21 protein-coding genes are annotated in these 19403 nt (G+C 72.1%); 12 read left to right on the top strand and 9 right to left on the bottom strand.

The genetic code is table 11. The features are described from left to right. Positions 1 to 701 (bottom strand): amino acid permease (locus tag E4P43_RS19995; RefSeq protein ID WP_167759197.1); only part of this gene is annotated, 701 nt, incomplete at its 3' end. A 226-nt stretch (positions 702 to 927) separates the two neighbouring features. Here E4P43_RS19995 and E4P43_RS14840 point away from each other — a divergent pair. Then, on the top strand, positions 928 to 2388 hold the full coding sequence (locus E4P43_RS14840; RefSeq protein ID WP_135146238.1) for an APC family permease: 1461 nt from the start codon (positions 928 to 930) through the stop codon (positions 2386 to 2388). Positions 2389 to 2408: 20 nt separating this feature from the next. Further along, the gene (locus tag E4P43_RS14835) at positions 2409 to 4334 is read left to right on the top strand and encodes a primary-amine oxidase (RefSeq protein WP_135146237.1); all 1926 of its coding nucleotides are present in this window, start codon (positions 2409 to 2411) and stop codon (positions 4332 to 4334) included. Here E4P43_RS14835 and E4P43_RS14830 read toward each other — a convergent pair. After that, positions 4223 to 5269 carry a TIGR03086 family metal-binding protein gene (locus tag E4P43_RS14830; RefSeq protein WP_135146236.1) on the bottom strand — a complete coding sequence of 349 codons (1047 nt, stop codon included), beginning with the start codon at positions 5267 to 5269 and terminating at the stop codon, positions 4223 to 4225. The two genes, E4P43_RS14835 and E4P43_RS14830, sit on opposite strands and share 112 nt — an antisense overlap. Positions 5270 to 5325: 56 nt before the next feature. On the opposite strand from E4P43_RS14830, the gene E4P43_RS14825 reads away from it, so the two are divergent. Both E4P43_RS14825 and E4P43_RS14820 read left to right on the top strand, forming a co-directional pair. Next, positions 5326 to 5745: a DUF1810 domain-containing protein gene (locus E4P43_RS14825; RefSeq protein ID WP_135146235.1), complete on the top strand. Its 420-nt coding sequence runs from the start codon at positions 5326 to 5328 to the stop codon at positions 5743 to 5745. A 51-nt stretch (positions 5746 to 5796) separates the two neighbouring features. Next, positions 5797 to 6222 (top strand): hypothetical protein, encoded by a 426-nt coding sequence (locus E4P43_RS14820; protein ID WP_135146234.1) that lies wholly within the window; start codon positions 5797 to 5799, stop codon positions 6220 to 6222. On the opposite strand, the gene E4P43_RS14815 is transcribed toward E4P43_RS14820, so the two are convergent. Both E4P43_RS14815 and E4P43_RS14810 read right to left on the bottom strand, forming a co-directional pair. After that, on the bottom strand, positions 6206 to 7255 hold the full coding sequence (locus E4P43_RS14815; protein WP_135146233.1) for an LLM class F420-dependent oxidoreductase: 1050 nt from the start codon (positions 7253 to 7255) through the stop codon (positions 6206 to 6208). The two genes, E4P43_RS14820 and E4P43_RS14815, sit on opposite strands and share 17 nt — an antisense overlap. 54 nt (positions 7256 to 7309) lie before the next feature. After that, a complete protein-coding gene (locus E4P43_RS14810; RefSeq protein ID WP_209313897.1) occupies positions 7310 to 8827 on the bottom strand; it encodes an AMP-binding protein in 1518 nt (505 codons plus the stop codon). 155 nt (positions 8828 to 8982) lie between these two features. Here E4P43_RS14810 and E4P43_RS14805 point away from each other — a divergent pair, with 155 nt between their 5' ends. The 8 genes from E4P43_RS14805 (at position 8983) to E4P43_RS14770 (ending at position 15811) form a co-directional block, all read left to right on the top strand. Beyond that, a complete protein-coding gene (locus E4P43_RS14805) occupies positions 8983 to 9558 on the top strand; it encodes a hypothetical protein (protein ID WP_135146231.1) in 576 nt (191 codons plus the stop codon). Next, on the top strand, positions 9555 to 10472 hold the full coding sequence (locus tag E4P43_RS14800) for a hypothetical protein (protein ID WP_135146230.1): 918 nt from the start codon (positions 9555 to 9557) through the stop codon (positions 10470 to 10472). Before E4P43_RS14805 ends, E4P43_RS14800 begins: the two co-directional genes overlap by 4 nt. Positions 10473 to 10590: 118 nt before the next feature. After that, entirely contained in the window at positions 10591 to 11145 is a 555-nt protein-coding gene (locus E4P43_RS14795) for a DUF6318 family protein (RefSeq protein ID WP_135146229.1), read from the top strand. Between the two features lie 440 nt (positions 11146 to 11585). Then, positions 11586 to 12056, top strand: coding sequence for a hypothetical protein (locus E4P43_RS20615; RefSeq protein ID WP_245159147.1), 471 nt, complete (start codon positions 11586 to 11588; stop codon positions 12054 to 12056). Positions 12057 to 12145: 89 nt separating this feature from the next. Further along, on the top strand, positions 12146 to 12721 hold the full coding sequence (locus E4P43_RS14785; protein WP_135146227.1) for a DUF6318 family protein: 576 nt from the start codon (positions 12146 to 12148) through the stop codon (positions 12719 to 12721). Next, complete coding sequence (locus tag E4P43_RS14780) at positions 12718 to 13599, top strand: hypothetical protein (RefSeq protein ID WP_135146226.1); 882 nt, start codon at positions 12718 to 12720, stop codon at positions 13597 to 13599. The genes E4P43_RS14785 and E4P43_RS14780 overlap by 4 nt, the downstream gene beginning before the upstream one ends. Positions 13600 to 13637: 38 nt before the next feature. Then, positions 13638 to 15086 carry an HNH endonuclease signature motif containing protein gene (locus tag E4P43_RS14775; RefSeq protein WP_135146225.1) on the top strand — a complete coding sequence of 483 codons (1449 nt, stop codon included), beginning with the start codon at positions 13638 to 13640 and terminating at the stop codon, positions 15084 to 15086. A gap of 104 nt (positions 15087 to 15190) precedes the next feature. Next, positions 15191 to 15811: a hypothetical protein gene (locus E4P43_RS14770; protein ID WP_135146224.1), complete on the top strand. Its 621-nt coding sequence runs from the start codon at positions 15191 to 15193 to the stop codon at positions 15809 to 15811. A 21-nt stretch (positions 15812 to 15832) separates the two neighbouring features. Here the strand turns inward: E4P43_RS14770 and E4P43_RS14765 are convergent, their stop codons facing one another. From E4P43_RS14765 to E4P43_RS14745, 5 genes are all read right to left on the bottom strand, one after another. Beyond that, on the bottom strand, positions 15833 to 16120 hold the full coding sequence (locus E4P43_RS14765) for a hypothetical protein (RefSeq protein WP_135146223.1): 288 nt from the start codon (positions 16118 to 16120) through the stop codon (positions 15833 to 15835). Positions 16121 to 16218: 98 nt separating this feature from the next. Continuing rightward, positions 16219 to 17262, bottom strand: coding sequence for an acyl-CoA dehydrogenase family protein (locus E4P43_RS14760; protein WP_135146222.1), 1044 nt, complete (start codon positions 17260 to 17262; stop codon positions 16219 to 16221). Continuing rightward, complete coding sequence (locus tag E4P43_RS14755) at positions 17262 to 18422, bottom strand: acyl-CoA dehydrogenase family protein (RefSeq protein ID WP_135146221.1); 1161 nt, start codon at positions 18420 to 18422, stop codon at positions 17262 to 17264. Before E4P43_RS14755 ends, E4P43_RS14760 begins: the two co-directional genes overlap by 1 nt. Before the next feature lie 68 nt (positions 18423 to 18490). Further along, positions 18491 to 19045, bottom strand: coding sequence for a GIY-YIG nuclease family protein (locus E4P43_RS14750; protein WP_135146220.1), 555 nt, complete (start codon positions 19043 to 19045; stop codon positions 18491 to 18493). A 27-nt stretch (positions 19046 to 19072) separates the two neighbouring features. Continuing rightward, positions 19073 to 19378 (bottom strand): hypothetical protein, encoded by a 306-nt coding sequence (locus E4P43_RS14745; protein WP_135146219.1) that lies wholly within the window; start codon positions 19376 to 19378, stop codon positions 19073 to 19075. Positions 19379 to 19403 lie beyond the last annotated feature (25 nt).

The following is a 19403-nucleotide window of genomic DNA, read 5'->3' as shown; positions in this document are numbered from 1 at the left end:
ACCAGCGGGCGCTGCGCCTCCACGCCCAGCGTCCCGGCGCTCTCGAAGCCCATGAAACCGACGACGCCGAGGACGACGCCGACCGCGAGCCCGCCCCACCGCGCGTCGCCGTCCACCACGGGAGCCGCCGTCCCCGGGCCGCCGTCGGCCGCCAGCAGCAGCACCCCGAGCACGACGACGACCAGCGCGATCGACACCACCTCCAGGGCCAGCGCCAGCCGTGCCGAGAGCTGGATCCCGCGCACCGTGCTGCACCCGGCGAGCACCCCGACCGCCAGCACGAGGGCGACCAGGACGCCGGGGCCGGAGAGCCCGAGCAGCGCCCGCAGGTACAGGGCGCAGCCGACCATCGCCGACATCGACACCGCGGCGTAGCCGATGGCCAGCGACCAGCCGCCGACCAGCGCCCACGAGGGTCCGAGCCCCTTGGCGGTGTAGCTGTAGACCCCGCCGACGGCGGCCATCCGGCGGGCGAACTGGGTGACGCACCAGCCGACCAGCAGCACGAGCACCGTCGCCACGACGACGGCGGGCAGCGCGGCCGCGCCGCTCGCGGCGAACATGATCGCCGGCACCGTCACCACCGCGGCCGACGGCGCGAGCGCCGACACCGACTGCGCCAGCACCTCGAGGAAGCTCAGCCGCCGTCGGTGGAGCCCGGCGACCGGGGACACCCGCGAGAGCAGAGCGGCAGGCGGCACGGGCACTCCTCGGCGGTCGGCGACCCGCCGACGGTTGCAGCCGACCGTTGCGCCGGTGTTTCGGCCCTGTGCTCGGCGCGTGCACGCGGATGAGAAGGCGGTTCCCGTCCCGCCGCACTCGGCGGTGCTGGAACGTTCGCCGGCGGAGACGCAGCGGCAAAGTCCCGCGACCAGGGTCCTGCACCGAACGGCGCCGACCCCGGCGCCGCCGGACCCAGGAGACCGCATGGCCATCTCCGACCCGCCCGCCACCGGCGCGCCGCCGGCTGCCGGCGTCAGCCCCCGTACCCCCGACGTCGCCACCCGCAACCTCACCGGCTCGCTCGGCGTCAGCGCGATCGTCTTCATGGTCGTCGCCGCGGCCGCCCCGCTGACCGTCGTCGCCGGCGCCGTGCCGATCGGCATCGTCGCGGGCAACGGCGCGGGCTTCCCCGCCAGCTACGCGATCAGCGCGGTGATCCTGGCGTTGTTCGCCGTCGGGTTCGTCGCGATGACCCCGCACGTGCCGCAGGCCGGCGCCTTCTACTCCTACGTGCAGCGTGGGCTGGGCCGGGGCACGGGGCTCGGGGCGGCGATGCTGGCCCTGCTCACCTACATCACCATCCAGGGCGCGGTCTTCGGCTTCGTCGGGCAGGCGATCGCCGACCTGCTCGCCCGCTACGGGGTCGCCTCGCCGCCGTGGTGGGCGTGGAGCCTCGCCGTCGTCGCGGTCATCGGCTGGCTCGGGTACCGGCACATCGACCTGTCCAGCAAGGTGCTCGGGCTGCTGCTGGTCGCCGAGGTGGCGATCGTCGTCGTCCTCGACGTCGCCATCGTCGGCCAGGGCGGCGGCGAGGAGGGCCTCTCCGGCGGCATCGTCGACCTGGCGGAGATCACCTCCGGCTCCCCTGCCCTGGGCCTGATGTTCGCCATCGCCGGCTTCATCGGCTTCGAGGCGACCGCGGTCTTCCGCGACGAGGCCCGCGACCCGCAGCGCACGATCCCCCGCGCCACGTACCTGTCGCTGGCGGTCATCGGCGTCTTCTACTCCGTCTCCAGCTGGGCGATCGTCAGCGCCTGGGGCGACGCCGGCGCCCTGGAGCGGGCCGCCGCCGACCCGGGCAGCATGGTCGTCGAGACGACGGAGGTCTTCCTCGGCACCCTCGCCGCCGACGTCCTCAACGTCCTGCTCGTCACCAGCCTGTTCGCCTGCGCGCTGAGCTTCCACAACGTGCTGGCCCGCTACTACTTCAACCTCGGCAACACCGGGGTGCTGCACAGCGGCCTCGGCAACGCCCACACCCGGCACGCCTCCCCCAGCTCGGCCTCGCTCACCCAGACCGTCATCAGCGTCGCGCTCATGGTGGTCTGCGCGCTGGCCGGCCTGGACCCGGTGCTCGAGGTCTTCACCTGGCTGTCGGGCATCGCCACCGTCGGCATCGTCGGGCTGATGCTCCTCACCTGCGCCGCGGTGCTCGTCTTCTTCCGCCGCACCCGCGTCGACACCCGGCCCTGGCAGACGCTGGTCGCCCCCGCGCTCGGCTTCCTCGGCCTCGCCGCCGTCCTGGTCGTCCTGTTGCAGAACCTGGCCCTGCTCATGGGCGGCTCGACCGCCCTCGGTGCCGGTGCCGGCGTCCTGCTGCTGCTCACCCTGCTCGCCGGCCCGGTGCTGCACCGGTTCCGCCCCGACGTCCCGCTGTCCCGCTGACCCCTCAGGAGTTCCCGCTCATGACCATGACCGCGCCGGTCACCACCGCCACCCACCCGCTGTCCCGGCTCACCGCCGAGGAGATCACCGCCGCGACCGAGATCGCGCGCGACGCCGGCCTCGTCGCCGAGCGCACGAAGTTCGTCTACGTCGGCCTGGAGGAGCCGCACAAGCGCGAGGTCCTCGCCTTCTCCCCCGGCGACCCGGTCGAGCGGAAGGTGCGCATGCTGCTGCTCGACCGCGCCACCGGCCACGGCCGCGACGTCACCGTCTCGGTCACCGGCGGCGCCGTCGTCCGGGACGACGTCATCGACGCCCTGGTCGACGGGCAGGTGCCGATCCTCGACGCGGAGTTCGAGGACATCGAGCCGATCCTGGCCGCCGACGAGCGGTGGGTCTCGGCCATGGCCAAGCGTGGGCTGGACGTCGCCGACGTGCGCAGCGTGCCGCTGTCGGCCGGGTCCTACTTCCCCGACGAGCACGGCCACCGCATCGTCCGCGTGCTCGGCTTCCACCAGGCCGACCCGGCCGACCTGCCTTGGGCGCACCCGGTCGACGGCGTCGTCGCCTTCGTCGACATCACCCGCGGCGTGGCCATCGACGTCCAGGACCACTTCGACCTGCCGGTGCCGGTGGAGCGGGCCGACCTCGACCAGGCCACCCACCCGCACGCCGTCCGCGACCTCAAGCCGATCGAGATCACCCAGCCCGAGGGGCCGAGCTTCACCGCGGACGACGACGTCGTCCGCTGGGCCGGCTGGGAGTTCCGCGTCGGCTTCGACGCCCGCGAGGGGCTGACCCTCAACCAGCTGTCGATCGACGGCCGCTCGGTCGTGCACCGGGCCTCGATCTCGGAGATGGTCGTGCCCTACGCCGACCCCTCACCGGTCCGGTTCTGGCAGAACTACTTCGACACCGGCGAGTACCTCTTCGCCCGGTACACGAACTCGCTGGAGCTGGGCTGCGACTGCCTCGGCGAGATCCACTACTTCGACGCCACGCTCGCCGACGAGGACGGCGCCCCGCGGGTCATCCGCAACGCCATCTGCCTCCACGAGGAGGACTACGGCGTGGCCTGGAAGCACACCGACATCTTCAACGGGATGGTCGAGACGCGGCGGTCGCGCCGGCTGGTGATCAGCTTCTTCACCACGATCGGCAACTACGACTACGGCTTCTACTGGTACCTCTACACCGACGGCACGATCCAGCTGGAGAGCAAGGCCACCGGCATCGTGTTCACCTCCGCCTACCGCGGGGAGGAGCACCCGTACGCCACCGAGATCGCCCCCGGCCTGGGCGCGCCCTTCCACCAGCACCTCTTCTCCGCGCGGCTGGACATGGCCGTCGACGGCGTCGGCAACACGGTGCACGAGGTGGACGCCGTCCGGATGCCGGTCAGCGACACCAACCCGTACGGCAACGCCTTCACCCGGAGGCTCACGCCCCTGACCCGGGAGTCGGAGGCCGCTCGGGTCACCGACGCCACCGTCGGGCGCACCTGGCACGTGGTCAACCCGTCGAAGACCAACCGGCTCGGCCAGCCGGTCGGCTACGCGCTCCACCCGGAGGCCTCCCCCGTGCTGCTGGCCGCGGACTCCTCCTCGGTGGCGTCCCGGGCGGCCTTCTCCACGAAGAGCCTGTGGGTGACCGAGTACGACCCGGCCGAGAAGTACGCGGCCGGCGACTTCGTCAACCAGCACCCGGGCGACGGCGGGCTGCCGTCCTTCGTGGCCGGCGACGCACCGCTGGAGGACGCCGACGTCGTCCTCTGGCACACCTTCGGGCTCACGCACTACCCGCGCCCCGAGGACTGGCCGGTCATGCCGACGGACTACAGCGGCTTCACCCTCAAGCCGGTCGGCTTCTTCGACCGCAACCCGGCGCTGGGCATCCCGAGGTCGACGTCCTCCCACTGCGCCGCCGACACGGGCCACTGCTCGTGACGACGACGGTCATCGCCGCCCGGCCGGGGGCTCTCGCCCTCGGCCGGGTGGCCGCCCCCCTCGCGCTGGCGTCCGCCGCGGTGCACCTCCTGCTGCTGGACGCGACCTCCCTCGGCTCGCTGGTCATGGTCGCGATGGCCGCGGCGTGCCTGCCGTGCGCCTGGCACCTGTGGCGCTTCCCGACCGGTCCGGTGTGGCGGTTCACCGCCGCGGTCGACGCGGCGATGCTGCTGGTGCACGCCCAGATGCTGGCGGGGACGGACCCGGGCGCCGGCATGCACCACCACGGCGGCTCGACCGGTGCCGGCGCGCTCATGTGGGTGGGCCTCGCGCTGGTCGTCGGGCAGCTGCTCCTGGCGTCGGCCGCTCTGGCCCGGCGCTGATCGGTGGTCGTGCCCCTCGTGCTCGGTCTGGGCGCCGTCCGGCACCGGGACCACCGGCCCGAAGAGCCCCTCGGGCTCGCCGCTGGTGTCGATGCGGTCCCCGACGAAGTCCAGGCAGGCCTCGACCGCGGTGTCGTCGGCGCGGTAGGGCTGCCCGGTGGCGACGGCCAGGTCCCAGCCGTGCACCAGTACCTCGTTCAGGGCGACGGCGGCCATCGCCGGTGCCGGCAGCCGCACGTCGGCCACGTCCGCCATGCCCTCCCAGGCGTCCGGCTGCCGCCACGCGTCGGCCAGCGCCGACAGCTGGGCCGGGAGCCGGGTGCGCCAGTCCGGCGCGAGGTTCGCCGCGGCGGCGGACGGCCCTCCGGCGAACGGGGTCTTCTCCGCGGCGAAGCGGAACGCCAGGGTCAGCCCGACCAGGTGGTCGAGCAGGGCCGCGACCGACATCCCTTCGCACGGGGTCGGATGGCACAGCTGGAAGTCGCGCACCCCGGCGGCCACGCGGGCCACCTCGGCGGTCTGCGGCCCGAGGTCGAGCGTCGTCGTCTGCATGCCGGTTCCGACCGCCGCAGCGACGGGAACTCATCGGGTGCGGCAGGCTGCAGGTCGTGAGCGACCCCCACGACCTGCAGCGGTTCGTCGACGCCCAGCGCGACACCTACGACCAGGCCCTGTCCGAGCTGCGCGCAGGGCAGAAGCGCACGCACTGGATGTGGTTCGTCTTCCCGCAGGTCGCGGGGCTGGGCCGCAGCGGCATGGCGCAGCGGTTCGCCGTCGCCGACCTCGACGAGGCCCGCGCCTACGTGGCGCACCCGGTGCTCGGCCGGCGGCTGGTCGAGTGCGCCCGTGCGCTCACGGCGCTGGACGTCGACGACCCGGTGGCGGTCATGGGCCCGGTCGACGCGGTGAAGCTGCGCTCCTCGATGACGCTGTTCGCGCACGCCGCACCGGACCAGCCGGTGTTCCGCGAGGTGCTGGACCACTACTTCGCCGGCGAGGAGGACGACGCCACCACCAGCCGCCTCTGAGGCCTGTGGACAACGCCCACGCGGGTTCCGCGACCTGACACGGTGGCCGGCATGACGACGCCCTCCCTCGACGACGCCCCTGTCCGCTCGGCCGCGGAGCTCACCGCGCGCTGGCGGGTGCTGCTCGACCCCCCGCTCTTCACCGCCCGCAGCCTGTGGCTCACCTGGCTCGGGGCCGACGGCCGTCAGCTGCCCATCGTCATCCCGGTCGACGGCGTACCGCTCGGTCCCGACGTCGCGCTGCTGGTGGACCTGCGGCAGGTGCACGGGTCGGTCGTGGCCGACCAGCTCGGCGGTCGCGGCCACCTGGCGCTGGCCCTGTGCCGGCCGGGCACCTGCTCCCCCACCCCGGAGGACGACGCGTGGGTCGAGGCGCTGCGCGAGCTGCTGGACGACGCCTCGTGGAGCCTGCACCTGGCGGCCGACGGCGACGTCGTCGCGCTGGTCGCCGGTCCCGATGTCAGCCGAGGCTCGTGAGCAGCTCCACCGAGCGCAGCCGGTCGGCGTGCTCACCGGCCAGCGGCGTGACGTTGAGGGTGGTCACGCCCGCCTCGGCGAAGGCGGCGACCCGCTCGGTCACGTAGCCGCGGGGGCCGACCAGCGAGACGCCGCGGACGAACTCGTCCGGCAGCGCCGCAGCGGCCTCGTCCTTGCGGCCGGCCAGGTAGAGGTCCTGCACCGTCGCGGCCGCCTCCTCGTAGCCGTAGCGGACGGCGAGGTCGTTGTAGAAGTTCTTGCCGCGTGCGCCCATGCCACCGACGTAGAGCGCCAGCTGGGCGCGCACCCGCTCCAGGGCGGCTGCCTGCTCGTCTGCGTCGTCGCTGACGAGCAGCTGCGCGTCGACGACGATCTGCAGCGGCCCGAGGTCGGGGTCCCGGCGTGCGGTCCCCTCGGCGAGCGCGTCGCCGAACACCGTCACGGCGCCCTCGGGGAGGAAGAACGTCGGCTGCCAGCCCTCGAACAGCTCCGCGGCGAGCGCGACGTTCTTCGGGCCGATCGCCGCCAGCACCATGGGGACGCGCTCCCGGACCGGCTGGTTGATCAGCTTGAGCGGCTTGCCCAGCCCGCTGCCCCCTCGCTCGGGGGTGAGCGGCACGTCGACGTGCTTCCCGTGGTGGTCGAGCCGCTCCCGCCGCCAGACGGTGCGGCAGACCTCCACGACCTCGCGGGTGCGGGCCAGCGGGGCGGTGTACGGGACGCCGTGGAAGCCCTCGACCACCTGCGGTCCGGAGGCACCGATGCCGAGGGTGAACCGGCCGCCGGAGACGAAGTCGAGGCCGGCGGCGGTCATCGCCAGCAGCGCCGGCGTGCGGGAGTAGATGTTGAGGATCCCGGAGGCGATCTCGACCGTCGACGTCCGCGCGGCCAGGTACCCCAGCTGGCTGACGGCGTCGAAGGAGTAGGCCTCGGCGACGAAGACGGTGTCGAGCCCGACGCTCTCGTACTCGGCGATCACCGCGGCGGTCTCGGCAAACCCGCTGCTGTAGGAGATGGGCATGCCGATGCGCACGGGTGCTCCTGTCGCCGAGGGAGGTTCCCCGGCAACGTAGCGAAGCCGACGGCGCTAGCGGAGCCGCGGCACCTCGGTCCAGCCGTCCGCCTCGCGCAGCGCCGTCTTCAGGACCTTGCCGCCGGCGTTGCGCGGGAGCGGCCCGTCGACCAGCCGGATGAACTGCGGCGTCTTGAAGTCGGCGAGCCGCTCGCGGGCGAAGTCGCAGAGCGAGGGGATGAGGCCGTCGACGTCGGCACCCGGCCGCGGGAGGACGACGGCGCCCACCTTCTCCCCCATGACCGGGTCCGGGACGCCGACGACCGCCACCTCGACGATGTCCGGGTGCGCGGCCAGCGCGTTCTCCACCTCGACGGAGTACACGTTCTCGCCGCCGCGGTTGATCATGTCCTTGGCGCGGTCGACGATCCGCACGATGCCGTCGGTGATCGTCGCGAGGTCGCCGGTGTGCAGCCAGCCGTCGACGATCGTCTCCGCCGTCTTCTCCGGGGCGCCCCAGTAGCCGGCGACGACGTTCGGGCCGCGCACCAGCAGCTCCCCCACGCCGGTCTCCGCGTCGGGGCGGTGCAGGCGGACGTCGTCCACCGGGGCCGGGAAACCGACCGCGTCGGCGTGCGTGGCCGCGTACTCGTGCGGGAGGAAGGTGGCCAGCGCCGTCGTCTCCGAGAGGCCGAAGCCGTTGCCGAGCCGAGCCTCCGGGAAGGCGTCGAGGAGCCGGTGCACGAGCTCGGGCGCCATCGGGGCGCCGCCGTAGCTGAGGGTGCGGACGCTGCTGACGTCCGTCGTCGGGAACGACGGGTGGCGCAGGACGAGTTCGTAGATCGTCGGCACGCTGGTGACCAGGGTGATCCGGTGCTCGGGGATCGCGGCGAGGAAGGCGGCCGGCTCGAAGCGCGGCATGATCACCGACGTCCCACCGACGGCGACCTGCGTCATGAACTGCGAGCAGCAGCCGGTGACGTGGAACAGCGGCACCGAGACCAGCGTGGCCTGGTCGGGGTGGCGAGGCAGCTCGCGACAGCGGATGACGCTCTCGACCGTCGTCACGAAGTTGTCGTGGGTGACCATCGCGCCCTTGGGCCGGCCGGTGGTGCCGCTCGTGTAGAAGAGCGCGGCGACGTCGCTGCGGCTCGGGTCCGGGAGGTCGACCGGCTCGCCGTCGGGCAGCGGCTCCCCCGGGCTGACGACGTAGGCGGCTGCGCAGTCCTCGAGGATGTAGGCGGCCTCGGGCCCGGAGAGCCGGGTGTTCATGGGGACGACGACGGCGCCGGCGAGGTGCGCGCCCCAGTAGGCGAGCACCCAGTCCAGGCCGTTCGGCAGGTTGACGGCGACGCGGTCGCCGACCTGGATGCCGCTGGCCCGGAGGCCGCCGGCGACGCGGCGGGCGCGGTCCCAGAGCTCGGCGTATGTGGCGGTCGGGCCGTTCAGCTCGACGACGGCCGTGCGGTCGCCGTGGCGCTCGACGGTCTCCTTCAGCAGCGTGACGACGTTCGCCGTCAGGCCCGTGTAGCGCTTGATGCCGTCGGCGCCGACCTCGATGCCGCTGGTGTCGAACGGTCCCTGCTCGGCCACGTCCACGCGCTCCCTCGTCCCGGCGGCCACGGTTCGGTCGCCCGTTCCGCATTCTGCGCCTGCGGTCCGAGGGCGCTTCACCCGATCCGGGAGCGGAGGACGCGCTGTCCACAGATACGGAACCGACGACGTCCGGTCCTGCGTAGTCTGCGGCGGTGCGTGATCTTCGTGGACTGCGTCGCACCCTGACCGCTGCTGCCCTTGCGGCGCTGGTGTTGAGCGGGTGCTCGGAGAAGCAGGAAGCCAACGACACTCTGCCGACCGCCGCGCCGGAGACGACCGAGTCGCTCCCGCCAGTCGGCCCGGCCGACTTCCCGGTGCCCGACGAGGCCCGCACCCAGGACGCCGCCGGCGCCGAAGCCTTTCTGAAGTACTGGATCGACCTGCTCAATCGGCAACGCGCCGTGCCTGCCGGCCAAGCCATCACCGACCTGGGTCCCGGGTGCCAAGAGTGCGCACGAATCGCTGGAAACTACGACTCTGCGGCATCGGCCGGCAATCGCTACGAGGGCGGTGAATTGACCATCACCGAAAGTGTGGCGCCTCAGATGGGGGACGGCGAAGCGATGATCGCGTTCGTCGCTCGGAGAGAGCCCGTCTCTCTAGTGAACCGGGATGGAGCGATCTTGGAGGCCCGGCCCGACCCGGCCCCGGCGCTGAGCTCCGGCATCACCTTGAACTGGTCCGAATCCGATAAGTCCTGGCTCGTGAAAAGCTTCACGCTCGGATGATCCGTAAGGTCGCTCGGACTCTGACCGTCCTACTGCTGACGGTCGTAGCCATGCTGGCTGATCTTTCCCCTGCGCTGGCCTGCACGTTCGACGACTGCGGCAACACCAATGTCGACAACGGAACGATCGATGTCGGCTTCGAGGGCCGCGGCGTGGCTGACCTCGTCGCCGGTAGCCCCGAGGGCATCGCCGACTACATCTGGCGGCTTCGGCACCTGTGCGTGCTGTCCGACGAGCGTGAGGGCGCGTGTTCGCCCATGGACTTTCGTCCATGCCCGGAGGAACCGGGGCGAGTGATCCGCTATCTAGTGGTCCAGCAGCGCCGAATAGTTCGCGAGGACGGAACGGTCGCACCAAACGCCGACGGAACGCCAGTCGACGTACCAAGTGTGCTGGGTCCGGGTGACCCGGTAGGCGACTGGGTCGATGTACGCCAGGGCTGCATCGACATCACGCCCCTGAACCCACCCCCTTCCGGCGACGAGGTGTTCAGCTACTTCCAGCGGCTGCCACTACCGACCCTCACGACCCAGCACCAGCCACCGGGCAACGGCCTGGCCGGGCTACCGGTGATCTTCTACACCGACTCCCCCACCACCCAGACCTTCACCGTCGACATCCGCGGCTTCAGCGTCGTCATCCAGGCCACCGCCGAGCAGTTCACCTGGCACACCGGCGACCCGACCGGCCAGATCGTCACCACCCACCCCGGTCAGCCCTACCCGAACCAGACCATCGAGCACGACTACCGGTCCGGCACCTACACCGCGCACCTGACCGTCACCTGGGGCGCCACCTTCACCGTGAACGGCAGCGCCCCCGCCGACGTCCCCGGCACCACCACCACCGACGGACCACCGGTCACCTTCGACGTCCTCCAGGCCCGATCGGTCCTCACCAACCCCTACGACTGACCGGACGTCGAGGACAGACCATCGCCGCGGCGGAGCGCTGTCCACAGTTACGGAACTGACGACGTCCGGTCCTGCGTAGTCTGCGGCGGTGCGTGATCTTCGTGGACTGCGTCGCACCGTGACCGCTGCTGCCCTTGCGGCGCTGCTGTTGAGCGGGTGCTCGGAGAAGCAGGAAGCCAACGACGCCCTGCCGACCGCCGCGTCCAGTCCTCAAACAACCGATTCACGACCGCAGCTCGGTCCGGAGGATTTGCCACTCCCCGACGCTGCGCGCACTCAGGACGCGTCTGGGGCTGAGGCATTCGTCCGCTACTACTTCGATCTGCTTAACTACACGGCCACGACTCTGGATGCTGCTCCCCTTCGGCAGCTAAGTGAGAACTGCGATGACTGCGATCGCATCGCTGAGAACGCGGAACTGAGTGCCAAGGCCGGTCACCGCTACGACGGCGGGAAGATCACCATCACGGAAACAGCACCGCCGCTGATCCGCGATGCACGGGCTGACATGGCGATCCGGCTGGATCAGACGCAATTGGTCGTTCGTGACGCGTCGGGCAATCCCCTGGCTGAGGGAGGATCGGACGCCTTCATCGGTCTGCCGGGCAGCGTCGCGCTCAACTGGGACCAGGAGCTTGAGTCCTGGCGGATGACCTACATGGCCTTCGGATGAGAAGAGGCGCGTGGGCTTGCATGCTCTTCGGCGTCGCTGTGCTTGCGCTCGTCCTTCCATCCCAGGCGTCCGCTGACCAGCGCTGTGGGCTGCTGCTCTGCCCCAATGTCGGCTTCAGCCCGGGTTCCCTCTACGCAGCGAACGTCGAAGGCGGCGCGGGCCATCAGTGGGTCGCCAACAATGCCGCCCCGCCCGAGCCTCCCTACCGTTACCAACTGTCACACCCATGCGTCGTCGACGACCGCGACAACGGCGCATGCCGAGCCAGCGACTTCCGCAGCTGCCCAACCGCGCCCGGACGAGTTATTCAGGACTTGGTGCTCGAGAGACAGAATCTGGTGCTTCCGAATCGCCCTACAACGATTGACGGGATACCAGTCCTGCCCGGAACCCCGCCTGGGACTCCGCTAGGTGGGTGGGATTTCCTCGACCGCGGATGCGTGGACGTCACGGCACTGAATCCGCCGCCCTCGCCGGAGGAAGTGTTCAGCTACTTTCAGCAACTCCCGCTGCCGACCCTCACGACCCAGCACCAGCCACCGGGCAACGGCCTGGCCGGGCTGCCGGTGATCTTCTACACCGACTCCCCCACCACCCAGACGTTCACGGTCGACATCCGCGGCTTCAGCGTCGTCATCCAGGCCACCGCCGAGCAGTTCACCTGGCACACCGGCGACCCGACCGGCCAGATCGTCACCACCCACCCCGGTCAGCCCTACCCGAACCAGACCATCGAGCACGACTACCGGTCCGGCACCTACACCGCGCACCTGACCGTCACCTGGGGCGCCACCTTCACCGTCAACGGCAGCGCCCCCGCCGACGTCCCCGGAACCACCACCACCGACGGACCACCGGTCACCTTCGACGTCCTCCAGGCCCGATCGGTCCTCACCAACCCTCACGACTGACGCGGACGTCGAGGACAGACCATCGCCGCGGCGGAGCGCTGTCCACAGATACGGAACCGACGACGTCCGGTCCTGCGTAGTCTGCGGCGGTGCGTGATCTTCGTGGACTGCGTCGCACCCTGACCGCTGCTGCCCTTGCGGCGCTGGTGTTGGGCGGGTGCTCGGAGAAGCAGGAAGCCAACGACACCCTGCCGACCGCCGCGCCGGAGACCACCGAGTCGCTCCCGCCAGTCGGCCCGGCCGAGTTCCCGGTGCCCGACGAGGCCCGCACCAAGGACGCCGCCGGCGCCGAAGCCTTTCTGAAGTACTGGATCGACCTCATCAACCGTCAGCGTTCGATTCCCGATGGCGCCCCGCTGCGGGACCTTGGTCCCGAGTGCCAGAACTGCCAACGGATTGCTCAGAACTACGACGAAGCCGCCGCTGCGGGCACTCGCTACCAGGGCGGCGCCGTTAGCATCGACGACGCGGCGAAGCCGACACTCGCCGACAGCGAAGTGACCATTAGCTTTCTTGCCAGTCAGGCGGCCGTGCAGCGCCTCGACTCGTCCGGCGCGCCAATCGATGCAGGTCAACCGTCCGCCACGGGACTCAGTTCAGGCATCTCCCTGCGGTGGTCCGACAACGAGCGGTCTTGGTTGGTCGAGAGCTTCGATCTCGGATGAACCGCATCGGTGTGGTCCTTGCGTTGGTCGGCTTCTTGCTGGTTGTCCCGAGCGCGGCCTCCGCATGCGGGTACGACCGTTGCCCTGACACCAACCTGAGCGATGGCTCCGCATCAGTCGGCTACTCAGGTGTCGGCGTGACCGGACTGGTGGCGCAGCAACCCAGCGACGCCGTGGACTACATCTGGCGCCTGCGGCACCTATGCGTCCTGTCGGACGAGCGGGAAGGAGCGTGCTCGTCGATGGATTTCCGCCAATGCCCTCAGCAACCCGGTCGAGTCATTCAATACCTGGTGGTGCAACAACGTCCCGTCGTTCGAGCGGACGGAACCGCAGTCGTCGAGGTCGTGCCGGGTCTCGCGCCGGGGACACCCGTTGGTACCTGGGAGGACGTACGCCAGGGCTGCATCGACATCACACCCCTGAACCCGCCTCCTTCCGGCGACGAGGTGTTCAGCTACTTCCAGCGGCTGCCACTACCGACCCTCACGACCCAGCACCAGCCCCCGGGCAACGGCCTGGCCGGACTGCCGGTGATCTTCTACACCGACTCCCCCACCACCCAGACCTTCACGGTCGACATCCGCGGCTTCACCGTCGTCATCCAGGCCACCGCCGAACAGTTCACCTGGCACACCGGCGACCCGAGCGGCCAGATCGTCACCACCCACCCCGGCCAGCCCTACCCGAACCAGACCATCGAGCACGACTACCGGTCCGGCACCTACACCGCGCACCTGACCGTCACCTGGAGCGCCACCTTCACCGTCAACGGCAGCGCCCCCGCCGACGTCCCCGGCACCACCACCACCGACGGACCACCGGTCACCTTCGACGTCCTCCAGGCCCGATCGGTCCTCACGAACCCTTACGACTGACGCGGAAAACTGTCGTACCTGGCCTCTATCCTGCGGTTATGGACGTCAGTGAGCTTCCGAGCGAGGGCGAGCTGCTGCTCGCCACGCGCGAGGACCTGGCGCCGTCCCTCGGCGACTTCGAGCTGGTCGCCGACATCTGGGCAGCCGATGCTCGCGCCGCTCGCTACGCCGCCGAGCTGGCCGGCGCGGTCGCCGCCCTCGCCCGCCGCCGGCACATCCAGCGCGACGCCGAGTTCGGTCACCGCGGCGGCCCCGGCCACGACTCCCGGCTGCGCCGGCACCAGGCCCTTGCCGAGGTCTCCGAGACCTTCGTGCCCGAGCTGGCCATGATCCGCAACTGCTCGGAAGCCGAGGCCGAGACGCTCGCCCTCGAGTCGATCCTGCTGACGACGAAGCTGCGCGGCACCTGGCACGCCCTGTACGAGGGCCGGCTCGACGTGCGGAAGATGCGCGCCCTCGTCGACCTGCTGGCCCCGGTGCGCCAGACGGTGGTCGACCGGATCGAGCAGCAGGTCCTGCCCGCGGCCGAGACGCTCACCGTCCCGCTCCTGCGCCAGCGGGTGCGCCGCCTGATCGCCAAGCTGGACGCCGAGGCGCTCGACAAGCGGCGCGAGGAAGCTGCTCGGCACGCCAACGTCACCCACCGCCCGACCGGCGACGGGCTCGGTCAGGTGGTCATCGACCTGCCGGTCGCCCAGTCCGCCGCCTGCGTCGACGCCATCGACCAGTACGCGCAGATGCTGCGGGCCGATGGCGACACCCGGCCCATCGGCGTCATCCGCGCCGCCGTCGCCGCCGACCTCATCCTCCGGCCGTGGGACACCTCCCGGCCGTCGGTCACCGCCAAGCTCGTCGTCCACGTGCCGCTGTCCTCCCTGCGCCACCCCTCCGGCCGGCCGCAGCCCGCCGCCGAGATCGCCGGTGAGGTGGTCACCGCCGCCGAGTGCCGCGAGCTGCTCCAGCGACTGGGCATGCTCGGCGTCGACGCCGCCCCTGCCGGAGGCTCGGTGCACCTCGCGATCGGCGACCCGTCCGCGGGCCTCGTCGCCCTGGCCTCGCCCCGCGAGCTGGAGCGGGGCGCCGGCGGCCGCGACGGTTGCCGCGGTCCGGGCCTGCGGGCGCCGCGCACCGCACCGGGCTACCGACCGGCGGCCGAGCAGCGGCGCTTCGTGGAGGTGCGGGACAGGCACTGCCGGATGCCCGGCTGCCGCCGCCGACCCGGCCGCCTCGACCTCGACCACGTGGTCTCGCACGCCGACGGTGGAGCCACGACCTGCGAGAACCTGTGCTGCCTCTGCCGCCGGCACCACCGCATCAAGACCTTCGCCAGCGGCTGGCACTTCGAGCTCCTCGACGACGGCCGGCTCATCGTCCGGACCCCGTCGGGGGTCTCGCGCACGACCGTCCCGCCCGGCTGGTGCTTCGACGCCGAGCCCGACCCACCGTGGCTCGACGAGACCGCACCACCGGACCCGATGCGCTGCTGAGCCAAGCCCGCGACCGATCGAGTTCCCAAACCGGGCCGGAGCGAGGACAGTCATCCCTGCGGCGACGCCGCCCGTGGCTCGCCCGCTTGCGAGGGGGACTCGGTATGCGCGCGCGCTCCACCACCATCCAGGGCAGTCCGGAGAGCCTGGACAAGGGCATCCACTACATCAGCGACCGGGTCCTGCCCGCCGTCATGGGCATGGACGGCTTCATCGGCCTGTCGATGCTGGCCGACCGGCAGTCCGGCCGCTGCATCATCACCAGCGCCTGGGAGGACACCGCCGCCCTCCAGCGCAGCGCCTCCGAGGTGAAAGCCATGCGCGCCCGCGCCGCGGAGATCATCGGCGGACCGGCCACCGTCGACGCCTGGACCATCGACGTCCTCCACCGGCTGCACCCCACCGGCCCCGGCGCCTGCACCCGCGTCACCTGGATGAAGAACCGTCCCCTGCACCTCGACGGCATGATCGACGCCTTCGGCATGAGCATCGTCCCGCGCCTCGAGGACCTGCCCGGCTTCTGCGCGGTCAGCATGCTGACCAACCACGACGACGGCCGGAGCACCACCGCCGTCACCTACGACAGCCGCGACGCCATGCTGGCCGCCCAGGACACCGTGAGCGAGATGCGGCAGGACTTCTGCCGCGCCATGGGTGCCGAGGTCGTCGAGGTCGCCGCCTTCGAGCTCGTCCTCGCCCAGCTGCGGGTCCCCGAGACGGTCTGAGACGAGGGGGACGGCGGCAGCTCAGCTGCCGTCGTCGTCCTCGTCCGGCTCGTTCTCGTCCGGCTCGTCCTCGTTCTCGTCGGGCTCGTTCTCGTCCTCGCCGGAGCCCCCGGACCCGCCGTCGTCACCCGAGCCGTCGTCACCCGAGCCGTCGTCACCCGAGCCGCCCTCGTTCTCATCCGGCTCGTTCTCGTTCTCCGTGATGCCCGGGTCGTCGCCGCCCGAGCCCCCGTCCCCAGCGGCGCAGCCGGTCAGACCGAGCCCGATCGCCAGCCCCAGCGCGGCCAGCTTCCTGCGGTGTCGTCGCACGACGCCCCCTCCGTCAGGTCGACCGTCGACCCTCCCCGACCCGCTGCCCACGCGGGCCCGCGACCATGCGCGGTGCAGGGCAGCTCACGGCGAGCGCGTCAGACGACGCGGGTCAGCGCCGGCCACAGCCCGTCGCCGCCGTCGGCCAGCAGCCCCGTCGCCAGCACCCGCGACCACACCAGCTCCGTGCCCGCCTCGTCCCGCCACGACCACAGCCGCCGCGTCAGGTGGTGCAGCTTGTGCTCCTGCGTGAACCCGATCGCGCCGTGCACCTGGTGCGCCAGCCGCGCGACGACCTCGACCGCCGCCCCCGCCCGCACCTTCGCAGCGGCAGCCGCCAGCACGACGTCCGACGACCCGCGCCCCAGCGCCTGGACCGCGGCGTCGACGAGCGCCGTCACCGCGACCACCTCGCCGGCCATCTCGGCCAGCTCCATCTGGATCGCCTGGAACTTCCCCAGCGGCCGGCCGAACTGGTGCCGCTCCCCGGCGTACTGCACCGTCCAGTCGAGCACCCGCTCCAGCGCCGCCGCCAGCTGCACCGACCGCGCCAGCGCGAACCCGGCCCGCAGCTCCTGCGCCTGCCCCTCGGTCAGCGGCTGCACCAGCGCCGGGACGCCGTCCAGCGTCAGCGACCCCCGCGGCTCCCCCGCCAGGTTGTACGCGGACCCGGCCGTCACCCCGGACAGGTCGACGAGCGCCAGCGCGGGCCCCGGCAGCAGCAGTGCCGCGTGCCGCGCCACCCCCGCCCACGGCACGTCGAGAGCCGTCCCGCTCAGCGTGGACCCCTCGCCCGCGGGAGCGGCGCTCACCGAGTCGGCGACGGCGAAGGTCAGCGGCTCCTCCACCGACGGCAGGGGCAGCCCCGCCGCCACCACCGCCGGACCGGCCACCAGCAGCTGCTCGGCCACCGGCACCGCGGCCGCACCGGCGGCCAGCGTCCGCACGATCGCCACCGCGTCCGCCAGCTCGCCGCCGGAGCCACCCGCCGACTCCGGGAGCCCGACGCCGGTCAACCCCGCGGAGGCCAGCGCCGACCACAGCCCGGAGTCCCACCGCCGGTCCGCCGTCAGCACGAACGGCTCGAAGCCGCCGAGGATGTCCCGGACGGTCTCGACCACCAGGTCCTGGTCCGACGCCATCAGCGGAGCCCCAATCCACGCGCCACGATCCCTCGCAGGATCTCGTTCGTCCCGCCCCGCAGCGTGAAGCCCGGCTGGTGCAGCTGCGCCTCGGCCAGCGCCCGCGCCAGCGGGTCCGGGGAGTCCAGCGACGGCGTCACGTCCACCACCCGCCGGATCTCGTCGATGACGTCGGCCTCGAACGTCGTCCCTACGTCCTTGACCAGCGCGGCCGGGATGTTCGGCAGCTCCCCGCGGTCCAGCGCCGCAGCGATCCGCAGCGACATCTGCCGCAGCGCCAGCGCCCGCGCCGAGAGCCGGCCGAGCGCCGCCAGCTGGGCGGCGTCACCGGTGTCGGCGACCCGACGTCCGAACTCGGCGATCAGCGGGTACGTCGACAGGAACCGCTCCGGCCCCGACCGCTCGAACGCCAGCTCCGCGGTCACCTGGTGCCAGCCGTCGCCCTCGGTCCCGAGCAGCATGTCGCCCGGGACGACGACGTCCTCGAAGACCACCTCGTTGAAGTGGTGCCCGCCGTCGAGGATCCGGATCGGGTTGACGGTGATGCCCGGCAGCGACAGGTCGACCAGCAGCTGCGACAGCCCCGCGTGCCGGTTGGACGGGTCCGCGGGCGAGGTCCGCACCAGCACGATCCCGTAGTGCGAGGCGTGCGCGTTCGACGTCCAGACCTTGGCGCCGTTGACCACCCAGTCACCGGACTCGTCGCGGCTTGCCCTGGTGCGGATCGAGGCCAGGTCGGAGCCGGAGTCCGGCTCGCTCATCCCGATCACGAAGTAGCACTCGCCGCGGGCGATGCGCGGCAGGATCTCCTCCCGCTGCTTCTCCGTGCCGTAGCGCAGCAGGTTGGGGCCGGACTGCCGGTCGGCGATCCAGTGCGCGGCGACCGGCGCACCGGCGGCCAGCAGCTCCTCGGTGACGGCGTAGCGCTCCATCGCCGACCGCTCGTGGCCCCCGTACTGCTTCGGCCACGTCATGCCCAGCCAGCCGCGCTCCCCCAGCCTCCGGGAGAACGACGGGTCGACGCCGGACAGCCAGGTGTCGACGTGCGTGCGGAACGTGCCCGCCGCCAGCTCGGCCGCGAGGAACTCGCGCACCTCCGCCCGCACCTGCTCGGCGGCCTCGGACCGCGGCGCGGGCGCCAGGACCAACGAGTTGCTCATGCGACTCCCCACATCGATGTGGCCGTGCTCTCACGCCGTTCTACAGGGCGCCGAGCGAGGGCCGGGCGTCAGGGTCGGGCCGACGCCGTCCAGCGTGCCCGCGCCTCCCGGACGACGGCGTGCAGCGGGTGCGCCGCGTTGTCCGCCTGGTTCAGCGGCGGCGCCAGCCGTTCGATGACGCCGGCCTCCACCTCCCACGGCGCCGGGTGCACCGCCCAGGTGAGCGAGAGGTGCTCGCGCATCCACGCGCTCAGCCGCTGCTCGTCGGCCGGTTCCAGCACGGTCCGGCTGGTCCACCGCGTCCGGTAGCCCTGGCTCCCGGTGAGCAGCGCCGCCAGCGACCGCCGCAGCGTCGAGCTGCCGGTGTTGCCGCCCGCGTGGTTGCCCAGCACCCGGCTGCGGAGCGTGGACCGCGACGTCGTCCGGCTCGGCGCGATCCCGACGTAGAGCAGCTCCAGCAGGGCGTGCGGGTGCGCCGGGCCGGGGATGCCTGGCACCGCACCGGCGGGCGCCCACCACGCGTACAGCCCCGGCTCGGCCGGCACCCCGCCCTCGCCGGGTGGCAGCGCCGCGGACGGCAGCGGCACCGGCGGGCGCACCAGCTGGTCGAGCGCGTCGTCCATCCGGCGAGACTAGGCAGCCCGCGGCGGTCAGTCCTGCGGGGAGTCGTCCTCCGACGGGCCACGGGTCAGCGCCCGCAGCTCGGTGACGACGTCGGTCGCCACGGTTCCCAGCGAGGTCAGCGCCTCGGTCACCAGCCGCCGCACGCCGAGCACGTCCAGGCCGAGCGCGGTCCCGACGCCGGACCCGGCCTCCAGGCCACCGAGCTCCCCGCTGACCGGCGCGCGCTCGGCCAGCTCGGGCGACCAGCGCATCGCATCGCCCGACATCGACCAGTCACCGGTGGCACCGTCGATCGCCTCGGCGACCGGGTTCACGTGAGCCGCTGGGTCCATGACCACCTCCTGGCGGAGTCGTCCC

This window comes from Blastococcus sp. TF02A-35 (assembly GCF_004571075.1).
GTDB lineage: Bacteria > Actinomycetota > Actinomycetes > Mycobacteriales > Geodermatophilaceae > Blastococcus.
This window is presented reverse-complemented; position numbering and strand designations above follow the sequence as displayed.